12 protein-coding genes are annotated in these 20,605 nt (G+C 42.3%); 6 read left to right on the top strand and 6 right to left on the bottom strand.

Translation table 11 applies throughout. From position 1 onward, the window contains the following. The first annotated feature begins 6 nt into the window (after positions 1-6). From frr to RDN93_RS02170, 5 genes are all read left to right on the top strand, one after another. Positions 7-567, top strand: a complete 561-nt coding sequence (gene frr / locus RDN93_RS02190) for a ribosome recycling factor (protein WP_294477754.1) — start codon at positions 7-9, stop codon at positions 565-567. Positions 568-585: 18 nt separating this feature from the next. Further along, a complete protein-coding gene (rsgA, locus tag RDN93_RS02185) occupies positions 586-1,518 on the top strand; it encodes a ribosome small subunit-dependent GTPase A (RefSeq protein ID WP_308744023.1) in 933 nt (310 codons plus the stop codon). Positions 1,519-1,638: 120 nt separating this feature from the next. Continuing rightward, positions 1,639-2,724, top strand: a complete 1,086-nt coding sequence (locus tag RDN93_RS02180; protein ID WP_308744022.1) for an efflux RND transporter periplasmic adaptor subunit — start codon at positions 1,639-1,641, stop codon at positions 2,722-2,724. Positions 2,725-2,736: 12 nt separating this feature from the next. After that, positions 2,737-5,769, top strand: a complete 3,033-nt coding sequence (locus RDN93_RS02175; protein WP_308744021.1) for an efflux RND transporter permease subunit — start codon at positions 2,737-2,739, stop codon at positions 5,767-5,769. Further along, positions 5,766-7,109: a TolC family protein gene (locus RDN93_RS02170; protein WP_308744020.1), complete on the top strand. Its 1,344-nt coding sequence runs from the start codon at positions 5,766-5,768 to the stop codon at positions 7,107-7,109. Before RDN93_RS02175 ends, RDN93_RS02170 begins: the two co-directional genes overlap by 4 nt. A gap of 115 nt (positions 7,110-7,224) precedes the next feature. Here the strand turns inward: RDN93_RS02170 and RDN93_RS02165 are convergent, their stop codons facing one another. From RDN93_RS02165 to RDN93_RS02140, 6 genes are all read right to left on the bottom strand, one after another. Continuing rightward, on the bottom strand, positions 7,225-8,385 hold the full coding sequence (locus RDN93_RS02165; protein WP_308744019.1) for an acyltransferase: 1,161 nt from the start codon (positions 8,383-8,385) through the stop codon (positions 7,225-7,227). A 104-nt stretch (positions 8,386-8,489) separates the two neighbouring features. After that, positions 8,490-10,127 carry a fumarate hydratase gene (locus RDN93_RS02160; RefSeq protein ID WP_308744018.1) on the bottom strand — a complete coding sequence of 546 codons (1,638 nt, stop codon included), beginning with the start codon at positions 10,125-10,127 and terminating at the stop codon, positions 8,490-8,492. Positions 10,128-10,318: 191 nt separating this feature from the next. Further along, a complete protein-coding gene (locus RDN93_RS02155; protein WP_308744017.1) occupies positions 10,319-12,310 on the bottom strand; it encodes a DUF4954 family protein in 1,992 nt (663 codons plus the stop codon). 58 nt (positions 12,311-12,368) lie between these two features. Further along, entirely contained in the window at positions 12,369-13,625 is a 1,257-nt protein-coding gene (hflX, locus tag RDN93_RS02150) for a GTPase HflX (protein WP_308744016.1), read from the bottom strand. Between the two features lie 128 nt (positions 13,626-13,753). After that, positions 13,754-15,193: a RagB/SusD family nutrient uptake outer membrane protein gene (locus RDN93_RS02145; protein ID WP_308744015.1), complete on the bottom strand. Its 1,440-nt coding sequence runs from the start codon at positions 15,191-15,193 to the stop codon at positions 13,754-13,756. Positions 15,194-15,208: 15 nt separating this feature from the next. Further along, positions 15,209-18,289, bottom strand: coding sequence for a TonB-dependent receptor (locus RDN93_RS02140; RefSeq protein WP_308744014.1), 3,081 nt, complete (start codon positions 18,287-18,289; stop codon positions 15,209-15,211). A 451-nt stretch (positions 18,290-18,740) separates the two neighbouring features. Between RDN93_RS02140 and RDN93_RS02135 the strand changes: the two genes are divergently transcribed. After that, positions 18,741-19,931 carry a site-specific integrase gene (locus RDN93_RS02135; protein WP_308744013.1) on the top strand — a complete coding sequence of 397 codons (1,191 nt, stop codon included), beginning with the start codon at positions 18,741-18,743 and terminating at the stop codon, positions 19,929-19,931. The last annotated feature ends 674 nt before the right edge of the window (positions 19,932-20,605 follow it).

Genomic DNA, 20,605 nt, shown 5'->3' with positions numbered 1-20,605 from the left:
AAAAATATGGTAGACGTAAAGACTTGCCTTGACAATGCACAAGAAAAAATGGATATGGCCATTATGTATCTGGAAGAAGCACTGGCACATATCCGCGCCGGAAAAGCGAGTACCCGACTGTTGGACGGTATCCGTGTAGACTCTTACGGAAGTATGGTTCCTATCAGCAATGTAGCAGCCGTAACCACTCCCGATGCACGCAGTATCACCATCAAACCGTGGGATAAAAGCATGTTCCGTGTCATCGAAAAAGCAATTATCGACTCCGACCTCGGCATCATGCCCGAAAATAACGGTGAAGTAATCCGCATCGGTATTCCTCCTCTGACGGAAGAACGCCGTAAACAACTGGCGAAACAGTGTAAAGGCGAAGGCGAAACGGCTAAAGTTAGCGTACGTAACGCACGTCGTGACGGTATCGACGCACTGAAGAAAGCTGTAAAAGACGGATTGGCAGAAGACGAGCAAAAGAATGCGGAAGCAAAACTTCAAAAAATCCATGACAAGTATATCAAACAAATTGATGATATGCTGGCTGAAAAGGACAAAGAAATCATGACTGTCTAAAAAAAACAAGAAGAAAGCGTGCACGGATTAGTAATCAAAAACACAGGTAGCTGGTATCAGGTAAAGACCGATGACGGGCAACTTATCGAATGTAAAATCAAAGGTAATTTCCGGCTCAAAGGTATCCGCAGCACCAATCCGGTAGCGGTAGGCGACCGTGTGCAGATTATACTCAACCAGGAAGGTACTGCTTTCATCAACGAAATAGAAGATAGGAAGAACTACATTATCCGTCGTTCTTCCAATCTTTCTAAACAATCCCACATCCTTGCCGCCAACCTCGACCAATGTATGCTGGTGGTAACCGTCAACTATCCCGAAACTTCCACTATCTTCATCGACCGTTTCCTGGCATCAGCAGAAGCCTACCGGATACCTGTCAAACTGGTATTCAACAAGATAGATGCTTACAACGAAGACGAGCTCCGCTATCTGGACGCGCTTATTAATCTATATACACATATAGGATACCCCTGTTTTAAGGTTTCCGCCAAGAATGGCAACGGGGTAAACGAAATCAAAAAGGCTTTGGAAAGCAAAATTACTCTATTCTCCGGACATTCGGGAGTAGGAAAATCTACACTTATCAATGCCATACTACCGGGAACAGAAACAAAAACCGGTGAAATCTCTTCTTATCATAACAAGGGAATGCACACCACTACTTTCTCCGAAATGTTTCCCGTAAACGGAGACGGATATATCATTGATACTCCGGGTATTAAAGGCTTCGGCACCTTCGATATGGAAGAAGAGGAAATCGGTCATTATTTTCCCGAAATATTCAAGATTTCCGCTGACTGCAAATACAACAACTGTACCCATCGCCACGAACCGGGATGTGCCGTACGAAAGGCAGTAGAAGAGCATCTAATCAGCGAATCACGTTATACTTCTTATCTGAATATGCTGGAAGATAAAGAGGAAGGCAAATACCGGGCGGCTTACTAATCCTATTCCCTCCTCCTGGCGATTAACCTTTTTTTACTACTTCCTTTATTAAACCTTTCCTGTTACAAGATGTCTAATTTTTGAAGACGTAATGTAACATGCTATATACTATACTAAACCATGAATAAGAAAACTAAATGGGGCATCATTATTCTTGTTGGTGCCGGTATCATCGGTGGAGGAATCTACTCACAATTACCCAAAAAGAACAACGAACTAGCCGCTGCCGACAAAGTAATGGGCGGTAATAAAAGAAAAGGAAAGCAAACTTTAAATGTAAACGCCAAAGTCATAAAGCCACAATCCCTGACGGATGAATTTACAACCACAGGAGTACTTCTGCCCGATGAAGAAGTGGATTTGTCTTTCGAGACTTCCGGAAAAATTGTCGAAATCAATTTTGAGGAAGGAACATCGGTGAAAAAAGGCCAGTTGCTTGCCAAAGTAAACGACCGGCAGTTGCAGGCACAATTACAACGTCTTGTTTCGCAATTGAAATTGGCAGAAGACCGTGTGTTCCGCCAAGATGCGCTATTGAAGCGGGATGCTGTCAGTAAAGAAGCTTACGAACAAGTAAAAACGGATTTGGCTACTTTGAACGCAGACATAGAAATAATCAAGGCCAATATTGAATTGACCGAGCTTCGCGCTCCGTTCGACGGAGTTATCGGACTCCGCCAGGTCAGTATCGGTAGTTATGCCTCTCCCACTACGGTCGTTGCTAAACTGACTAAAATAACTCCTCTCAAAGTGGAGTTTTCCGTACCGGAACGTTACGCCAAACAAATAAAAAAAGGGACTAACTTAAACTTCAACGTGGAAGGCAACTTGGATGCTTTCGGCGCACAAGTGTATGCTGTGGAATCAGCTATCGACCCTAACCTGCACCAGTTTACCGCCCGTGCACTATATCCGAATGTGAACCATATCCTGCTTCCCGGCCGCTATGCAAGCGTGCTGATAAAAAAAGACGAGATAGAAAATGCCATCGCCATCCCTACGGAAGCGATTGTGCCGGAAATGGGTAAAGATAAAGTCTACCTCTACAAATCCGGAAAAGCCGAACCAGTGGATATCACTACCGGAATCCGCACCGCATCGGAAGTGCAGGTGATAAGAGGATTGCATATGGGAGATACCATCATCACTTCAGGAACATTGCAACTCCGTACCGGACTTGCTGTGACACTTGACAACATTGATTAATACCAGTGCCTTATGAACATATCCGAATTAAGCATACGCCGCCCGGTATTAGCCACCGTACTTACGATTATTATCCTACTCTTCGGATTTATCGGATACAACTATTTAGGTGTCCGTGAATATCCGTCAGTGGATAATCCGATTATTTCCGTCAGTTGTTCTTATCCGGGAGCCAACGCCGACGTTATCGAGAACCAGATTACCGAACCATTGGAACAGAACATCAATGGTATTCCGGGTATCCGTTCTTTGTCCAGTGTCAGCCAACAGGGACAGAGCCGTATTACGGTAGAGTTTGAATTGTCCGTCGACCTGGAAACGGCGGCAAATGACGTGCGTGACAAGGTTTCACGCGCACAACGCTATCTGCCGCGCGACTGTGACCCGCCGACAGTATCGAAAGCGGATGCGGACGCCATGCCTATCTTGATGGTAGCTCTGCAAAGCGACAAACGTACCCTTTTGGAATTGAGTGAAATTGCAGACTTAACGGTTAAAGAGCAATTACAAACCATTTCTGATGTCAGTAGCGTATCCATTTGGGGAGAGAAACGCTATTCCATGCGACTCTGGCTCGACCCGGCAAAAATGGCAGGCTACGGTATCAGCCCTATTGACGTAAAAAATGCAGTGGATAATGAGAATGTGGAACTTCCGTCGGGCAGTATCGAAGGAAATACAACCGAGTTGACGATTCGCACATTAGGATTGATGCATACAGCGGACGAGTTCAACGACTTGATTATCAAAGAAGAGAATAATCGTATCGTGCGTTTCAGTGATATCGGACGTGCCGAACTGGGACCTGCCGACATCAAGAGTTATATGAAGATGAACGGCGTACCGATGGTAGGCGTCGTAGTTATTCCACAACCGGGAGCTAATCATATTGAAATTGCAGACGCTGTATATCAGCGTATGGAACAAATGAAAAAAGACTTGCCGGAAGATGTACACTATAATTACGGTTTTGATAATACCAAGTTTATCCGTGCATCTATCAATGAGGTAAAGTCGACTGTATATGAAGCTTTTATACTCGTAATCATCATCATTTTCCTTTTCTTGCGCGACTGGCGTGTTACGCTGGTGCCGTGTATCGTGATTCCTGTCTCCCTTATCGGCGCATTCTTCGTCATGTATTTGGCTGGATTCTCAATCAATGTGCTTTCCATGCTTGCCATCGTATTGTCTGTGGGATTGGTGGTAGATGATGCTATCGTAATGACAGAGAATATCTATATCCGTATCGAAAAAGGAATGACTCCGAAAGAAGCGGGTATCGAAGGGGCCAAAGAAATCTTTTTTGCCGTTATTTCAACGACTATCACGCTGATCGCCGTATTCTTCCCCATCGTCTTTATGGATGGTATGACGGGACGTTTGTTCCGGGAGTTCAGTATCGTAATCTCAGGGTCGGTTATCATCTCTTCATTTGCCGCATTGACTTTCACGCCAATGTTGGCAACCAAGCTACTTATAAAGCGGGAAAAACAAGGCTGGTTTTATACAAAGACAGAACCTTTCTTTGAAGGAATGAACCGGCTATACAGCCGTTCACTTGCCGCTTTCCTGAATAAACGATGGATTGCACTTCCATTCACATTCATCACGATTTGCCTGATTGGTGTTTTATGGAATGCAGTTCCTTCGGAAATGGCACCTTTGGAAGACCGTTCGCAAATCAGCATCAATACGAGAGGTGCAGAGGGAGTCACTTATGAATATATACGTGATTATACCGAAGACATCAACCAGCTTGTCGACTCCATCCTACCGGATGCGGAAGCCGTGACCGCCCGTGTATCCAGCGGTAGCGGGAACGTACGTATCACGCTGAAGGACATGAAGGACCGTAACTACACACAAATGGAAGTTGCCGAGAAAATCTCGAAAGCTGTACAGAAGAAAACAATGGCGCGTTCGTTCGTGCAACAGCAATCTTCCTTCGGCGGACGCCGTGGAAGTATGCCTGTCCAATATGTGCTTCAAGCCACCAATTTGGAAAAACTGGAAGAGGTATTACCTAAATTCATGGCTAAAGTGTATGAAAACCCAGTCTTCCAGATGGCAGACGTTGACTTGAAGTTCAGCAAACCAGAAGCCCGTATCCAAATTAATCGCGACAAGGCCAGCATCATGGGCGTAAGTACAAAGAATATTGCCCAGACTTTGCAATACGGATTGAGCGGTCAGCGTATGGGATATTTCTATATGAACGGAAAACAATACGAAATCCTTGGCGAAATCAACCGCCAGCAAAGAAATAAACCGGCCGACTTGAAAGCGATTTATGTCCGTAGCAATAATGGAGATATGATTCAATTGGACAATCTGATTGAATTGGAAAGTGGTATTGCACCGCCTAAACTATACCGCTACAACCGTTTTGTATCAGCCACTATCTCTGCGGGACTGGCGGATGGAAAAACAATCGGACAAGGGTTGGATGAAATGGACAAGATAGCCAAGGAAACATTGGACGACACTTTCCGTACTGCTTTGGCAGGCGATTCCAAGGAGTATCGTGAAAGTTCTTCCAGTTTGATGTTCGCCTTTATTTTGGCTATTCTTCTGATTTATTTGATTCTGGCAGCCCAGTTCGAGAGTTTCAAAGACCCGTTGATTATCATGTTGACGGTGCCACTGGCTATTGCCGGAGCATTAGTGTTTATGTATTTTGGAGATATTACAATGAATATTTTCAGTCAGATTGGTATCATTATGCTTATCGGACTGGTAGCCAAAAACGGTATCCTGATTGTGGAATTTGCCAATCAAAAACAGGAAGCCGGAGAAGACAAGATGAGTGCAATCAAGGACTCTGCCCTGCAACGTCTCCGCCCGATTCTGATGACAAGTGCTTCTACGGTTCTGGGACTTATCCCATTGGCATTTGCCACCGGAGAAGGTGCCAACCAGCGTATCGCCATGGGTACGGCAGTAGTAGGCGGCATGGTCGTTTCCACTTTGCTTACCATGTATATCGTACCGGCTATTTACAGTTATATTTCGACGAACCGAATCAAAAAACTAAAAGAATGAAACAGAAAGGAATTTGCATAAAACGCATCGCATATATAGTTACCGCATGTGCCTTCTTATCAGTTTCTACTGTAAAGGCACAGGTGCTCACCTTAAAAGATTGCCTGGAGGAAGGATTACAAAACAATTACTCTTTGCGCATCGTCCATAACGAAGAGCAAATCAGCAAGAACAACGCGACATTGGGAAACGCAGGCTATCTGCCGACGCTGGATTTTTCTGCCGGATACACCGGAAATTTGGACAACATCGAAAGCAAGGCCCGTGCCACCGGGGAGATTACAAAGAACAATGGAGTATACGACCAGACAATCAATGTCGGCCTCAATCTTAATTGGACCATCTTTGACGGGTTCAATATCAGCACAACTTACAAGCAGTTGAAAGAGTTGGAACGACAAGGCGAAACTAACACCCGTATAGCTATCGAGGATTTCATTGCCGACCTGACGTCAGAATACTATAATTTTATCCAGCAGAAGATTCGTCTGAAAAACTTCCATTATGCAATGTCACTTTCTAAAGAGCGCTTGCGCATAGCGGAAGCGAGCCATCTTGTCGGCAAATTCTCCGGCTTGGATTATCAACAGGCGAAAGTGGACTTCAATGCGGATAGTGCCCAATATATGAAACAACAGGAGTTACTGCACTCTTCACGTATCCAATTGAATGAGCTGATGGCTAATAATAATGTAAATCAAATTATTATCATCAAGGATTCTACCATTGACGTATACAGCGACTTGAAGTTCGAAGAATTGTGGAACAGTACATTGGCAACAAACGCTTCTTTATTAAAAGCTGATCAGAACACAGTACTCGCACAATTGGATTATAAAAAAATAAATTCGCGCAACTATCCATATCTTAGATTAAATACCGGATACGGATATACCTTCAATAAATACGACATCAACGCCACCAGTAGAAGAGGCAATTTAGGCTTTAATGCCGGAGTTACTGTCGGATTTAATATCTTCGATGGAAATCGCCGACGCGAAAAGCGAAATGCGACTCTTGCATTCAAAAACCGACGTCTGGAACGACAGAACCTTGAACTGGCACTCCGCTCCGACCTCAGCAACTTGTGGCAGGCATATCGCAACAATCTTCAACTCCTGAATTTGGAACGACAGAATCTTGTAACTGCCAAGGATAACCATGATATTGCCATGGATCGTTATATCCAGGGAGACCTTTCCGGTTTTGAAGTACGCGAAGCACAAAAGAGCTTATTGGATGCGGAAGAGCGTATCCTCTCCGCAGAGTATAACACGAAACTTTGCGAAATTTCCTTATTGCAGATTAGCGGAAAGATTACAAAGTATCTGAAAGAATAAGAAACATAAGAACAAAGGAATATACGCTCCACGCTTAATATTCCAAGAATAGTGATATCGGAAAGCATATGTTCTTTTGTTCTTATGCCCCTCTCTCCCAAAAGGCTTCCAGCTTTTATCCCATAATATATTTTGCAGGTTTGCCAATACGGTTCACCAAATTCACTATCAACCAGGAAGCAGCAAAAGCTACTATCGCAGCAATCGGTATCTGCAAAGGAACAGGTATATCGAGAGCTCTCACCAATACCACCGACGGACCGGTGAAGAAATAATGTATCATATAAACACCGAAGCCACAAACTGTCAAATTAGCTAATGCTTTCCGTATTCTCTCCGAACGGACATCGACTTTTTTAGCCAGCATAAATACAGGTACGGTCATCATCACCACATTAAGAGAACAATAAGTAAAGAAAAGCTCTAACATTTCATCTGTACAATCCGGCAAAGCCGTCATATAGCGGAAACCGAAGAACGTCACCACATAACCTACCACAAACATAGGAATACCGATTACCAATGTTTTCTTCAAGCTCCAGTCAAGGTCTTTCAGATAATGTCCCAATAATAAATATCCGTTGAATCCGGCAAATGCATACAACATTCCGAAAGAATTCCATGAACAAGAGCCCCACAGGTAAGGGGAAACGAACTGATAATAATAAGGCAGAAGCAAGGTCACACCCCAAGCCAGCAGGAACATCAATTTTGCACGTTGCGAAGCCCTTTCCCCCCATGCCGAAAATATAGGCAAGTAAAGATAAAGCCCGATAAGCAGATAAATATACCACATATGCACTGCCAGAAGGGAGAAGTTAAAAGGAATCATCAGGATATATCGTACAGCTACCGAAAAGGATTGCTGCATCACTTCCTCACCGGAATAAGGAAAGAAATCAAGAATAATCTTAGGATCCAGCCCCAATATGCCTGTCAGCCAAGGAAAAAGATTATAGATAACAGACCAAATTAAGAACGGATACAGGACACGGGTAATACGTTTCTTATAAAAAGTGGAAGTATCACCCTTGACAGGCAAAAGCAATGCGCCCGTTATCATCACAAACAGGGGCACACAAGGACGGAGGACAGCTCCATAAATGGCTCCCCATAATTTAATTTCCCCAATATTGGGAGCAGTACCCGGATAAAAATTAAAAGGATCGGTGCAATGGCAGCAGACAACTGTAAACATTGCGATAAGGCGTACAACATCCAGCCATACGATGTGCCGGTTCTTTTGAGTAGTCAGTTCGATTGTCGGTGGTTTCATAATGTTAGTGAGTAGAAAGGAGAAGTTAATAAAAAAGGGATACCCATACGAAAGACAGGTATCCCTCAAATGAATAATTTTATATAAACGAATTTATTGACTGCTTATTTAGTGCAATTCCATGGCTTCAACTGCTTGAAGAAGTCATTGCCCTTATCGTCAACCAGAATGAATGCCGGGAAATCCTCTACTTCAATCTTCCAGATAGCTTCCATACCCAGTTCAGGATATTCCACACACTCAATGCTCTTGATATTATTCTGAGCAAGGATAGCTGCCGGACCGCCGATAGAACCCAGATAAAAACCGCCATACTTCTTACAAGCATCCGTCACCTGCTGGCTACGGTTACCTTTTGCCAACATAATCATGCTGCCGCCATGACTTTGGAACAGTTCTACATACGAGTCCATACGCCCAGCCGTAGTCGGCCCCATAGAGCCACAAGCCATACCTTCCGGTGTCTTGGCCGGACCTGCATAGTAAATAGGATGATCTTTGATATATTGAGGCAGCTCTTCACCACGGTCCAAACGTTCTTTCAGTTTAGCGTGAGCAATATCACGGCCTACAATAATCGTTCCGTTCAATGACAAACGGGTCGATACCGGATATTTAGTCAGTTCTTTCAGGATTTCAGCCATCGGGCGGTTCAAGTCGATTTTTACAACATCGCCTTCTCCTGCTTTACGCAGTTCCACCGGAATAAGTTCGCCCGGATTTGAATCCAGTTTCTCAATCCAGATACCTTCCTTGTTGATTTTACATTTGATGTTACGGTCGGCAGAGCAGGATACGCCTAGACCTACCGGACAAGAAGCACCGTGACGCGGCAAACGGATGATACGGACATCGTGAGCCAGATATTTACCACCGAATTGAGCTCCAAGACCAATCTTGTGGGCTTCCGCCAATACTTCTTTTTCCAGTTCGACATCACGGAAAGCACGACCGTATTCATTTCCAGTTGTCGGCAGGTTATCATAGAAATGAGTAGAAGCCAGCTTCACAGTCAGCAGGTTCTTCTCAGCAGAAGTACCGCCGATAACGAAAGCAATATGATAAGGAGGGCAAGCGGCTGTTCCCAAAGTTTTCATTTTTTCAACCAGGAACGGAACCAATGTACCCGGATTCAGGATAGCTTTTGTTTCTTGATAAAGATAAGTCTTGTTGGCAGAACCACCACCTTTTGTTACACAAAGGAATTCATACTCCATGCCTTCGGTAGCTTCGATGTCAATCTGTGCAGGAAGATTACATTTTGTATTCACCTCATCATACATATTCAGAGGTGCATTCTGAGAATAACGCAGGTTCTCCTCAGTATATGTCTTATAAACACCCAGTGAAAGAGCCTCTTCATCCGAATAGCCAGTCCATACCTGTTGTCCTTTCTCACCATGGATGATGGCAGTACCCGTATCCTGACAGAAAGGAAGTATCCCCTTTGAAGCAACTTCCGCATTACGCAGGAAAGTCAATGCCACATATTTATCATTTTCACTTGCTTCCGGATCGCTCAGAATCTTAGCAACTTGTTCGTTGTGCGAACGGCGAAGCATGAATGATACATCACGAAAAGCCGCATTAGCCATCGCAGTCAGACCTTCTTTCTCAATTTTCAGAATAGGATTCCCTTCAAACTCGCTTACCGACACATAGTCTTTTGTAAGCAGATAATACTCAGTTGTATCTTTCCCCTTTTCAAACATGGGCTGATACTTAAACGGAGGTGTTGCCATAAGTTTCTTATTTTATTACGTAATGTTAGTTAGTGTGACAAAGGTAATAATTAAGAATGAAGAATGATGAATGAAGAATGAAGAATTAAGAATGAATAACGGAGAATTGCAGAACGGAAACGAAAACGGTGGACAAGTTGTGCTTTAGTTACACAATGCCCACCGTTTATCATTTCACAGGTTATGGTTATTTACTCTTGTATGTTTTCAATACGTTTAATCAGTTCATTTCCAAGCGCTGTTTTCTCTTCAATATGTTTCAACACAGCCGTCACAAACGTATTGCTCTCGAAATCACCGCGCACTTGTTCAAAGTCCTGCTTCATTTCGTCGTGAGAACCGTCGGCACCGAATCCGGTCATGGAAGACAGGGAGAATTCTTTCTTTGCATCCTCATATACCATCTTATCCAGTCCGACGACAGCTTCCTGCCAGGATTTTACGATACGAATCACATCTTGTGCCGTAATAGTCTCCGGATTCAAGCCATAAAATTCCTGAATCTTATTGTAAGCCCACGTCCATTCGTATGTGTAATAATTCTCGTGCATCTCAGCGAAGCAGGCATTGATTGACTTCAAACGGTTGATAGTACCGTTCTCAATACCATCCAACAGACGGTCTATCTCGCTCTTTGGAGCAATCAGCCCAGACACATCCACCCACTCACCGATTCCGATTTCCGTATCCGGTTTCAAACGATGACGGATTTCTTCGTTGCTCTGGAAGTTGATGCCTTCCAACCGCTTAATGATTGAGTTCCCCAAGAATTTATGAATAGCTATTTCATAAAAACGGATACCGTTATTCAAAGAAGAGTTTTTGATTTTGGCACTTTGGTAAGAATAGATTTCGGATGTCACACCGGATACCCGTCTCAATTCTTTCAGGATAGAACGTCCTTTGAACATTTTCTGAATGGTATAAGGACTCAACAGGTTGTAATTGATATAATCCAACCGGTTCGGGTCCTGCCGTTTGTCACGTTTCGGCCATTTCTGAGCGTCACGGATTGTACCGACGCTCCGCAGATTAACTCCCGGAACCAGATAAGTCGTATTCCGTTGCTCTATCAAGTAAGAAAAAGGAAGATTAGAGGTGTCTGCATGATTGACATGGCGCCCCATCACAAGAGAAAAAGCTCCGACACGCGCCGGCCACAGGATATATGAATCTGAAGTGGTTTTCGCTCCTCTCTCCATCGTTCCCTGATGAATCGGGCCCAGCTTATACATATGGTTACTCTGATTGGAGCCCGAACCTGCATTCATAAATGAGAACATTCCGGCAATCAGCAAAGTAGATTTGTGATGTGTCACAGTGAAAGGACCTGCGAAAATGGCACATGCTTCTCCATTCTCTCCCTGGCAATTGCTAAAAAACAAGGAATCGGAAGCGGAATAGTTGTGTCCCAATTTACAGGACTGTCCGACGAAGCAACGGCTCAACATCGTGCCGTCATCTATCTGCGAACCGGACGAGATAATAAAATCATCACAAATTACTCCATGTCCGATATGCACAGGAGCTGTCACGTTACTATTAACGCTACCATTGGTCAGACGACAAGTTCCGCAGATATGGCAGTAATCGCCAATCCGCACATTCCGGATGGAACCAGTATTGAGAATCATCACGTGATTGCCAATACTGCCAACGGCAGACGCATGTTTGTTGGAATAATAATCCGCAATGGATTTCATGCGGTTAATCAGTTCGGGACGGTGACGGTACAATGCAAGTATATATGCCTGATGAGCAGACAACTTGTCATTAATCAGCACCTCGCGTCCTCCGGTTTCATTGAGAACTGCCACTTCCACCCCATTACCGAAAGTTGTCAACCCATCCACTAAGATGATATCCACATTTTCGATAAAGGTATCGCTGCCAATCTCATAATTAGCAATATAATTCTGGATATTCTCAATGCAGCAGTTATCCCCAACTGTCACATTGTGCAGCGTCACATGGCGCAATCCCGAGTGTTTCTTAATGCCTCCTCGCAGTGTGAATTCAGCCTCAAATACCCCTAGCTTCACTTCGCCCGAAAAGCGGGTGTGATGGACATACTCACAATTAAATCCAGCGGCTACCAGAACATTTCCCCAATCATCGGCCAGACACGACTGGCTCTTCAACTGAAGCACCTCATCTTCAGTCAATCTACGATAGTCTTTCATATAAATAAATATAGTAATGTGCCGCTTCCCCCAATCAGCAAAGCAGCACATTGATTAATTATTCTTCCTCTTCGTAGGTCTGATAAAGAAAATCGTTATAGGGGTATTTCTGAACATGCAATTCTTTCACTCGTTGATAAACTACATCTTTCAGTTCGTCTATATTGATTCGTTCGCGGGCGGAAATAAAGAGGCAGTTGTCCTCCATCTTTGCCATCCACGTCTTCATCAGTTCTTCGAGTGTTAAGTTTTCCTTAGTTCGGGGGGTAAGGTCGTCCGGCGCTTTCTCCACGTAGGTATAGGCGTCTATCTTGTTGAATACAAGTATCATGGGTTTGCCACCGCCGCCAATTTCGGCAAGTGTCTTGTTCACCACCTCAATCTGTTCTTCAAATCCGGGGTGGGAAATATCTACTACGTGCACCAGCAAATCCGCTTCGCGCACTTCGTCCAAGGTCGATTTGAAGGACTCAACCAAGTCGGTAGGCAACTTACGGATAAATCCTACCGTATCCGACAACAAAAACGGAAGATTATCTATAATCACCTTACGCACGGTAGTGTCCAACGTAGCGAACAGTTTGTTTTCCGCAAACACCTCGCTCTTTGCCAGCAGGTTCATCATTGTCGATTTACCGACATTGGTGTAACCGACCAGTGCGACACGTATCATGCGTCCGCGGTTCTTGCGTTGGGTAGCTTTCTGTTTATCAATTTCCGTCAGGCGTTCTTTCAGCAACGACATACGGTTCAGGATGATACGGCGGTCCATTTCGAGCTGTGTTTCACCCGGTCCACGAAGTCCCACGGAACCTTTACCGCCACCGGCACCGGAACCACCGCCCTGGCGTTCCAAGTGAGTCCAGAGTCGTTGCAGACGCGGCAACATATATTTGTACTGCGCCAGCTCCACCTGCGTCTTTGCATTGGCAGTCTGGGCACGCATGGCAAATATATCGAGAATCAGCGAAGTACGGTCCAGTATCTTCACTTTCAGTTCGGCTTCAATATTACGAATCTGTTTCGCGGAAAGTTCGTCATCAAAGATGACCATTCCCACTTCACGTTCTTCTTCCTCTTCGTTATGGATATATTGTCTGATTTCCTCCAGTTTTCCTTTTCCTACATAGGTCACCGAGTTGGCTGTCGGCAACTTCTGCGTAAATCGTTTCACAACTTCCGCCCCAGCCGTCTCGGCAAGGAACGCCAATTCGTCCAGATACTCGTTCGTCTTACGCTCATCCTGTGTCTGAGTGATAAGTCCGACAAGTATTGCTGTCTCTACTTTGGCTTCGGATATTACAAATTCTTTCATTCTTTACTCTTATATAATAATGTGGGCGCAAATATAACAAAAAATATGGAGCTTGTGATTGAGTTCCGTCATTTTCCTCAATCACAAACTCCATTTCAAAGAGATAAACATCCCCGGAGCAAATAAGTTTATTTATATCCCGTATTCTGTTCCATATTCGGATTAGCATCCATTTCCGCCTGCGGAATAGGCATCACAGTCCGGTAGTCACTCCATTTAACCGTTATCAAATCATTACCATTCAAGAAATGAGAGCCACCCTGACGAGTAATTTCTGCTCCTTGACGTAACACATCGTATAAACGATGTCCTTCCAGTACCAATTCTTTACGACGCTCTTTGGCTATCAAATCCAATGTAGCATCTTCCTTTGAAACGCTTGGACTAGCACGATGTCTGATTTCATATAAATAATCATCCGCCAAATCCTGATCAGGTGACGCTTTCTTCAAAGCAGCCTCAGCAGCAATCAAATAGATATCCGATAAGCGCAAAACCCGTACATTGTTAATTGTAACCGCACCACGTCCCGGATACTTGTTTATAGTACGCTGTGTACCATTCTTATCAGTAACCAACAAACCGATACGTACATCGTCAGAGCGTTCATTCAAAAGATCAACAAATGCTTTTGTAGCAACGACTGCTCCATATTCGCTCGGACTGACTACCGCTCCCCATAACTCACGGTCGCCGGAATAGGAAGTTGACGACAACGCTAAATCAAAAATTGATTCACTGTTTTCTTCCTGTCCCCACACTGTCAGATAATCAGCATTATCAATCAAAGAATAAGGGCCGTTCTCCACCACATCCTTGGCATAAGAATAAGCTGCATCATAGTCACCTTTATACAAATTGACACGTGCCAACAGAGCTTTCACAGCCCACCTATTAAAATGCCCATAATTTTTCTCTTCATTTATCAGTCCCAACGCATCCGACAAATCGTCCAATACAGCCTGATATCCCTCTGCTACCGTCGAACGCCCCGGAAGGTCGGTCGCTGTCAATACTTTTTTTACCACAGGCACTCCTAATGAAGCTCCGTTATCTTTCAAATAGGGTGTTCCATAAGTAATAAGCAAATTAAAATGTGCCAATGCCCTAATAGCCAACGCCTCACCTTTTGAGTTCTTCACAACATCCGTCATTGGGACATCACCATTATCTATTGCATTCAAAAGCACATTCACTCTGTTAATAACCGCATATGGAGTATACCACAAATCTTGTGGGGCATTATTCTGACGGTATGTAAAACGGTAGTAATTTTCTGTACGATCACCGATTTTATTTGTCTGAGTGTCATCACCACCAACCTCGGCACGGGCCAGAAAATCCATTCCATAATAATAATACGTATCACCATCAGTTCTTGCACTAATCAATCCGGCATAAGCACCATTCAACGCTGTTTTTGTATCCTCAGGTGTACTTATCGCTCCGTCGCTCACCAGAGAATCCGTAGGCAAAGTTGTCAGATAATCGTTGCAGGACGATAACATGATCAAACCGGCGAAAAGGACTCCCCCTATTTTTTTATTTATATTGATTGTTTTCATCATATTCTGTTTTTCTTATTAAAATCCGATTTCAATACCAAATGTCACACTCTTCAGATTCGGGAAGGCAAAAGTAGGAATACCGTTAATCGGCTGTTCTGGATCAACATTCTTATAAGAAGTCCATGTCAAGAGATTACTTCCCGAAATAAACAAGCGTACATTCTCCATCTGTGCACGACGTACCAATTGTGCCGGAAGAGCATATGACAGACTCATGCTCTTCAGACGCAAATAGTTCAGGTCTTTCATAAAACGGGAACTTCCGTAATTTCCATATTCGTAGTTGTTAATACGTCTCGGAACATTCGTTACATCACCCGGTTTCTGCCATCTGTCAAGCTGGTCGACTGAAGAGTTATAATAAACCACATAACCGTCAGTATCAGTGAAACTTGTTCTCATTGTATCGAATACTTTTCCACCTAATGAGAAGTTGAACAACAGGTTTAATTCCAGCCCTTTCCATGATACGGAGTTTCTCCAACCACCGGTAAGTTTCGGATCCGGCTTACCGATAACAACTCTCTGTGCCTGAGCCGGATCTTTCGTCAGTTCCTTATTAAGGCTTCCATCCTCATTCTTAGTATTCAACACCCATTGTTCCTCACCTGTCGCCGGATCAACGCCTGCCCATTCACGACTCCACCATGCATAGTATGATTCGCCTTCACGAATGATACTGGTACCGTTTATTATATCTTTTCCTTCATATAACTTTGACACTTTATTGGAGTTGTGCGAAAGTGCCAAACCTGTATTCCATTTTACTTGTGTGTGTTTGAATACATCAACATTAATATCAAGTTCCACACCTTTGTTGGTCATCTCGCCTACATTCTTCAACATCGTCTTGAAACCAACAACCATTGAAGTCGGTACATTCTGCAACAAATCGCTAGTTCTACGACTGTAATAATCGAAACTAATATTCAAACGATCAAAAAGAGATGCGTCAAAACCAATATTGAAGTTTTTATTCTTCTCCCATGACAAATCAGGATTAGGAACTGATTGAGGTGCCGAACCCGCAATGTTTTGATAATTATAGCCATATCCATACAAACTTAAATGACCATACAAGTCTCTAGGCAATGTCCCGTTTATACCATAAGAAGCTCTCACTTTCAAGTCATTAACCTGTGTGATACCCTTCATAAAACCTTCCTGTGTCAATCTCCAGGCTGCTGATACAGACCAGAAATTAGCCCAACGGTTATTGGCTCCCAAACGTGAGCTACCATCTCTACGGAAGTTTACGGACGCATAATATTTATTATCATAATCATAATTGACACGCGACAATAAAGAAAGCAAATGGTCTTCCGTATAATAAGCAGAGCCTTCCTCAGGTGTAGCCGCATTGATAGATTCAGGAAGTTTATCGTGTGGATATCCCGAAGATGTAGCAAAGACATACTCAGTACGACGGTCATCTACATCCCAACCGATTAATGCATCCAGATTATGTTTCAGCTTAAATGTTTTTACATAATTCAAGGTGGTAGACGAATAGCTGTTTTGTTGTTGCATCGGATAAGTAGCTCTCAATCCGCCGGTCAGTGTTCCATTGTTAGAGTTTAACGGCCAGTAAGTAACAGAGTTATTGTTCACATAATCATAACTAATACTTTGTTTCAAAGTCAACCCCTCAATAAACTGGTACGAAGCCCACAAGTTATTGAAACTTCTGAAAACTTTCGATTCATTTTTATCCAGATTAATATCTTCTACCGGATGCGTATGAGGAAATACCTGCTGCAGGAACGGATGCGTATAGTAATTACCCTCATCATCATAGATCGGCATATTCGGAGTACATACATAATTAATCAGGAAGAAAGGATTCGCATAAGCTGTTCCTTCACTTGAAACTGAAGAATTTTGTCTTGACATCGAAATATTGGCTCCCATTTGCCATTTATTATTTGCCGAACGATGAACAGCGTTAATACGTCCCATAAATCCATCTAATGAAGATGTTCTTGATTTACCTTCTTCTTTCTTATATGCCAACGATGCAAAAAATGAATTGCGTTCATCACCACCTTGTGCTGAGAACTCATAGTTTTGACTAGAACCATGCTTACGGAAAAAAGCATCCTCCCAGTCAACATCATATTTGGCATCAGCATAAAAATCTGCCATTTCCTGTGCATATGCTTTTGCATCTTCTTCAGAAGCCGGCCCCGTATAGTTACCGTCACCATCGGGAATACCATAAATGGTAGCTTCATTATAACATGCTTCATATGTCAACTCGTGACGTTGCTGTCCATTCACGCTTTTACGATTCTTCATCGCCCAATCCGAGAATCCCCAATTTGCCTTGAAATTAACACGGGTCTTGCCACCTTTACCATGCTTCGTCGTTATCAGAATAACACCATTTGCGGCACGTGAACCATACAATGATGCGGCAGCCGCATCTTTTAACACTGTGATATTCTCAATATCACTCGGATTAATGGACGACATGACATTGAATGCTTTCGAATCGTTTGTCACAGCAGATATTGCAATATCTCCTGACACAACCGGCACACCGTCAATAACGTACAACGGTTCATTAGACGCGTTCATAGAACCGGTACCCCGCACACGGATCTGTAATCCTGCCCCCGGTTGCCCACTGGTAGAATTGATAGTCAATCCCGGAGTTGTTCCAGAGAGAGCTTCTTCGAAAGAAGTCACTGGAATATCCTTCAAAACCTTATCTCCCTTAACGGTAGATGCAGCACCTGTAAATGATGCCCGCTTTGCAGTACCATAAGCAACTACCATTACTTCGTCTATTTGTTGAGAATCTGATTTTAGTACAACCTTCAAACGAGGTTTAATAGTGACTTCCTGAGTCTGCATGCCAATATACGAAATCTGCAAAGTCTTTGCAGAACTTGGTACATTCGACAAATTAAAGTTACCATCTACATCTGTGATTGTACCTTGGGTGGTACCTTTTACCAACACAGAAGCGCCAACAACCGGCTGCCCATCTTCTTCAGAAATCACAACACCTGTGACCTTCTGAGTCTGGGCAGTTACTAGGCTTATGCCCACAAAAAGGCATGCCAATAACAGCATCAATTTTCTTTTCATAAATTCTCTCTTAAAGTTTAACTTTACATTAATTGTTTCTTTACTCTAACAATTTGCAAATATATTAATAAATATGAAACTAACAATTATTTTGATAAAAAAAGGTTGCAAATCTAACATATTGTTATTTATGATGTACTTTTTATGTTGATAAGCATATTTTTGAAACATAAAAACAATTAGTTTTAAAACCATATACTAACATTTTGATTGAGCAAAATGTACGATTTAATATTTCCTTTGCTCGTTTTTCGTCACAAAACAGCTTTTATAGAGCTACTTTTTGTTTTTTGCGGAAGAATAGCTATAAAAAAGTGGCATATAATTTAAAGTTTTGTGAATACTTAGCTTTTCAAAGATTATTTTTTTTAGAGATATTAATGCATATTCATCTCCGATGTAGCACAGAACTACGTTTAATTTGTTCTATTATTAATTAAAAAAGAAAAGGATGGAAAAAATTAGTTACAATCTTGTTTTTAACAGAAAAAAGAAATTGAATAAGAAAGGAATGGCATTAGTACAGGTCGAAGCTTATCTCAATAGGAGAAAAATGTATTTCTCCACCAAAATATATCTCAAAGTTGATCAGTGGGATGCTAAACGAAGAATGGTGAAAAGTCACCCTAATGCTGATGTTATAAACCGCATGTTATACGAATATATAGCGGCGATTGAACAAGCTGAACTTGGATTATGGCAACAAGGCAAATCGATTTCACTGGATTTATTGAAGGAGGCCATTGACAAACCTATAAGCAATGGAAGATCATTTTTAAGTTTCTATAAAGAAGAAGTTGCAAATTCTTCTCTAAAAGAGAGTACCAAGCAAAATCACCTTTCCACGCTTGAATTACTTCGGGAGTTCAAAAAAGACATCTCGTTTACGGACTTGACATTTGAATTTGTTTCTTCATTTGACAATTACCTGCAATCCAAAGGGTATCACCTTAACACTATAGCCAAACATATGAAGCACCTAAAACGATATGTTAACGTTGCTATTAACAAAGAATATATGGATGTGCAAAAATATGCCTTCAGAAAATATAAGATTAAAAGTATAGAAGGTAATCATACGCATTTGTCACCGGAAGAATTGCGCAAATTTGAGGATTTACAGTTAACAGGAAGATATGCAAAATTACAAAAGACCAAAGATGCCTTTTTATTTTGCTGCTATGCAGGGCTGCGATATTCCGATTTTATAAATCTGACACCTGCGAATATTGTCGAATTTCATCAGGAGACTTGGCTTATATATAAATCTGTAAAAACAGGGATTGAAGTCCGTCTGCCATTATACCTATTATTTGAAGGTAAAGGAATTGGTATATTGCAGCGCTATAAAGAAGAACTGAATAGTTTCTTCAAGTTAAAAGATAATTCCAATATTAACAAAGAGTTGAATATATTAGCAAAATTGGCAGATATTGATAAGCGGGTATCCTTTCATACTGCCCGGCATACAAATGCAACTTTATTATTATATAGCGGTGCGAATATAACCACTGTACAAAAATTATTAGGTCACAAAAGTGTGAAAACCACCCAAGTATATGCAAATATAATGGACATTACGGTTGTACGTGATCTTGAGAAGGCAGCCTCATTGAAAGGAAAGAACGCGCATAAGAATTAGACTCAAAACTCCATTTCTAAAATTCTTGTTTTATAGGTAAGAGTAGCCAATTTATAGACTGGCTGTATTAAAAGTCTTATGCATTTCCATACAAGAAATAAGCCGATTCGTGCGGTATTGAGCTAGTTGATGTGATTTTCCCATTGCAATAAAGTTGAAAAGTGTGTAAGTATCTGCAACGCTGCAACAGTACCAATGTAATCTATTAATATATAAACAGTTATAGTGTTGCAGATACCTGTTGCAGATGGTGGCAGATACCCTTTATCTGCAACACACATTGTGCAGTTTCGAAAAGCTATTCCCTTAAAGTATGATGACTCTGCGTTATGTCAGTATCCATACTGGGAAACTAGAGTATCCGCATAGGGAAACTCTAGTATCTATACGCAGAAACTTGCGTTTCCCTACTTGGAAACTTGCATTTCCTGCCTAGGAACTGGTGTTTAGACGTAGGAAACCATTGTTGCATATATAGGATTACAGCGTTTACATGAAGGATTTGTTGTTTTTAGTGTGTTGCAGATAAAGGGTATCTGCCACCATCTGCAACAGGTATCTGCAACACTTTAATTATTTATATATCAGTAAGTTATAGCAGTATTGTTGCAGCGTTGCAGATACTTACACACTTTTCAACTTTATAATAATGAGAAAATCACATCAATTAACTC

This window comes from uncultured Bacteroides sp., from assembly GCF_902491285.1.
In the GTDB taxonomy this organism is placed as follows: domain Bacteria; phylum Bacteroidota; class Bacteroidia; order Bacteroidales; family Bacteroidaceae; genus Bacteroides.
The sequence above is the reverse complement of the archived record's forward strand: the minus strand, read 5'-3'. Positions and strand labels throughout refer to the sequence as shown.